Annotated in this window: 2 rRNA genes (1 of these 2 only partly in view); both read right to left on the reverse strand. The window is 50.2% G+C overall.

What is annotated here, in order from left to right:
* Positions 1-445, reverse strand: a 23S ribosomal RNA gene (locus tag QFZ28_RS00215) (it extends 2,492 nt beyond the left edge of the window).
* Positions 446-748: 303 nt separating this feature from the next.
* Positions 749-2,298: ribosomal RNA gene (locus tag QFZ28_RS00220) — 16S ribosomal RNA — on the reverse strand.
* The 16S and 23S rRNA genes sit together here, the layout of an rRNA operon.
* Positions 2,299-2,544: the final 246 nt, after the last annotated feature.

Genomic DNA, 2,544 nt, shown 5'->3' on the forward strand with positions numbered 1-2,544 from the left:
GACCGGATTTCACGTGTCCGGCCGTACTCAGGATCCACTCAGGAGGGAACGAAGTTTCAACTACAGGGTTTTTACCTTCTATGACGGACCTTTCCAGATCGCTTCATCTACCCCGTTCCTTTGTAACTCCATGTTGAGTGTCCTACAACCCCAAGAGGCAAGCCTCTTGGTTTGGGCTATGTCCCGTTTCGCTCGCCGCTACTCAGGGAATCGCGTTTGCTTTCTCTTCCTCCGGGTACTTAGATGTTTCAGTTCCCCGGGTCTGCCTTCAATACCCTATGTATTCAGGTAAAGATACTGCTCCATTACGAGCAGTGGGTTCCCCCATTCGGAAATCTCCGGATCAAAGCTTACTTACAGCTCCCCGAAGCATATCGGTGTTAGTCCCGTCCTTCATCGGCTCCTAGTGCCAAGGCATCCACCGTGCGCCCTTTCTAACTTAACCTAAATGGTTATACTCTTATTTAAATAAGAGAGAAAAACTAATGTGGCGATTCTCGGTTTTACTTTGACTTCTTCTTACGATTATCTAGTTTTCAAGGAACGAGGCTACTGATTTCAATCACATCGTGATTAAACTTCAGAGCTTTAGCATCATGCTGCCTTGCGACGAGCTGAGGGGACTTCCTCACCTTCGAATACGCTTTGGCGCAGGAGCAAATGTTTTTGAGAGAAATTGCACTCTCAAAACTAAACAAACAAGTAGCGGTCAACGTTTATCAGTCCACAAGGACTGCATATTCCTTAGAAAGGAGGTGATCCAGCCGCACCTTCCGATACGGCTACCTTGTTACGACTTCACCCCAATCATCTGTCCCACCTTAGGCGGCTGGCTCCTTGCGGTTACCCCACCGACTTCGGGTGTTACAAACTCTCGTGGTGTGACGGGCGGTGTGTACAAGGCCCGGGAACGTATTCACCGCGGCATGCTGATCCGCGATTACTAGCGATTCCGGCTTCATGTAGGCGAGTTGCAGCCTACAATCCGAACTGAGAATGGTTTTATGGGATTGGCTAAACCTCGCGGTCTTGCAGCCCTTTGTACCATCCATTGTAGCACGTGTGTAGCCCAGGTCATAAGGGGCATGATGATTTGACGTCATCCCCACCTTCCTCCGGTTTGTCACCGGCAGTCTCCTTAGAGTGCCCAACTGAATGCTGGCAACTAAGAACAAGGGTTGCGCTCGTTGCGGGACTTAACCCAACATCTCACGACACGAGCTGACGACAACCATGCACCACCTGTCACTCTGTCCCCCGAAGGGGAACGTCCTATCTCTAGGAGTGTCAGAGGATGTCAAGACCTGGTAAGGTTCTTCGCGTTGCTTCGAATTAAACCACATGCTCCACCGCTTGTGCGGGCCCCCGTCAATTCCTTTGAGTTTCAGCCTTGCGGCCGTACTCCCCAGGCGGAGTGCTTAATGCGTTAGCTGCAGCACTAAAGGGCGGAAACCCTCTAACACTTAGCACTCATCGTTTACGGCGTGGACTACCAGGGTATCTAATCCTGTTTGCTCCCCACGCTTTCGCGCCTCAGCGTCAGTTACAGACCAGAAAGCCGCCTTCGCCACTGGTGTTCCTCCACATCTCTACGCATTTCACCGCTACACGTGGAATTCCGCTTTCCTCTTCTGTACTCAAGTCCCCCAGTTTCCAATGACCCTCCACGGTTGAGCCGTGGGCTTTCACATCAGACTTAAAGGACCGCCTGCGCGCGCTTTACGCCCAATAATTCCGGACAACGCTTGCCACCTACGTATTACCGCGGCTGCTGGCACGTAGTTAGCCGTGGCTTTCTGGTTAGGTACCGTCAAGGTACCGGCAGTTACTCCGGTACTTGTTCTTCCCTAACAACAGAGCTTTACGACCCGAAGGCCTTCATCGCTCACGCGGCGTTGCTCCGTCAGACTTTCGTCCATTGCGGAAGATTCCCTACTGCTGCCTCCCGTAGGAGTCTGGGCCGTGTCTCAGTCCCAGTGTGGCCGATCACCCTCTCAGGTCGGCTACGCATCGTCGCCTTGGTGAGCCGTTACCTCACCAACTAGCTAATGCGCCGCGGGCCCATCTGTAAGTGTCAGCGTAAACCGACTTTCAGCTTTTCCTCATGAGAGGAAAAGGATTATCCGGTATTAGCTCCGGTTTCCCGAAGTTATCCCAGTCTTACAGGCAGGTTGCCCACGTGTTACTCACCCGTCCGCCGCTAACCATAAGGTGCAAGCACCTTGTGATTCGCTCGACTTGCATGTATTAGGCACGCCGCCAGCGTTCGTCCTGAGCCAGGATCAAACTCTCCAAGAAAGTTGATTAGCTCATTTGTTACGTTGGCTAGTTTCTATAGAAGAAACTAATTTTTTTGTTTTTTGTTGACGTTCTTGTTTGTTTAGTTTTCAAAGAACAATGTGTCGCTTGTATTTCAGCGACTGGATAAATAGTATATCGCGTTTCTACTACTATATCAATTATAAAATATTTCCAATTAACTAGAAGTAAATTAAAATTGATAAGGTCGTTTTCTGAGCGACTTTTATATCATAACACCATCGG

This window comes from Neobacillus niacini (assembly GCF_030817695.1).
In the GTDB taxonomy this organism is placed as follows: domain Bacteria; phylum Bacillota; class Bacilli; order Bacillales; family Cytobacillaceae; genus Neobacillus; species Neobacillus niacini_F.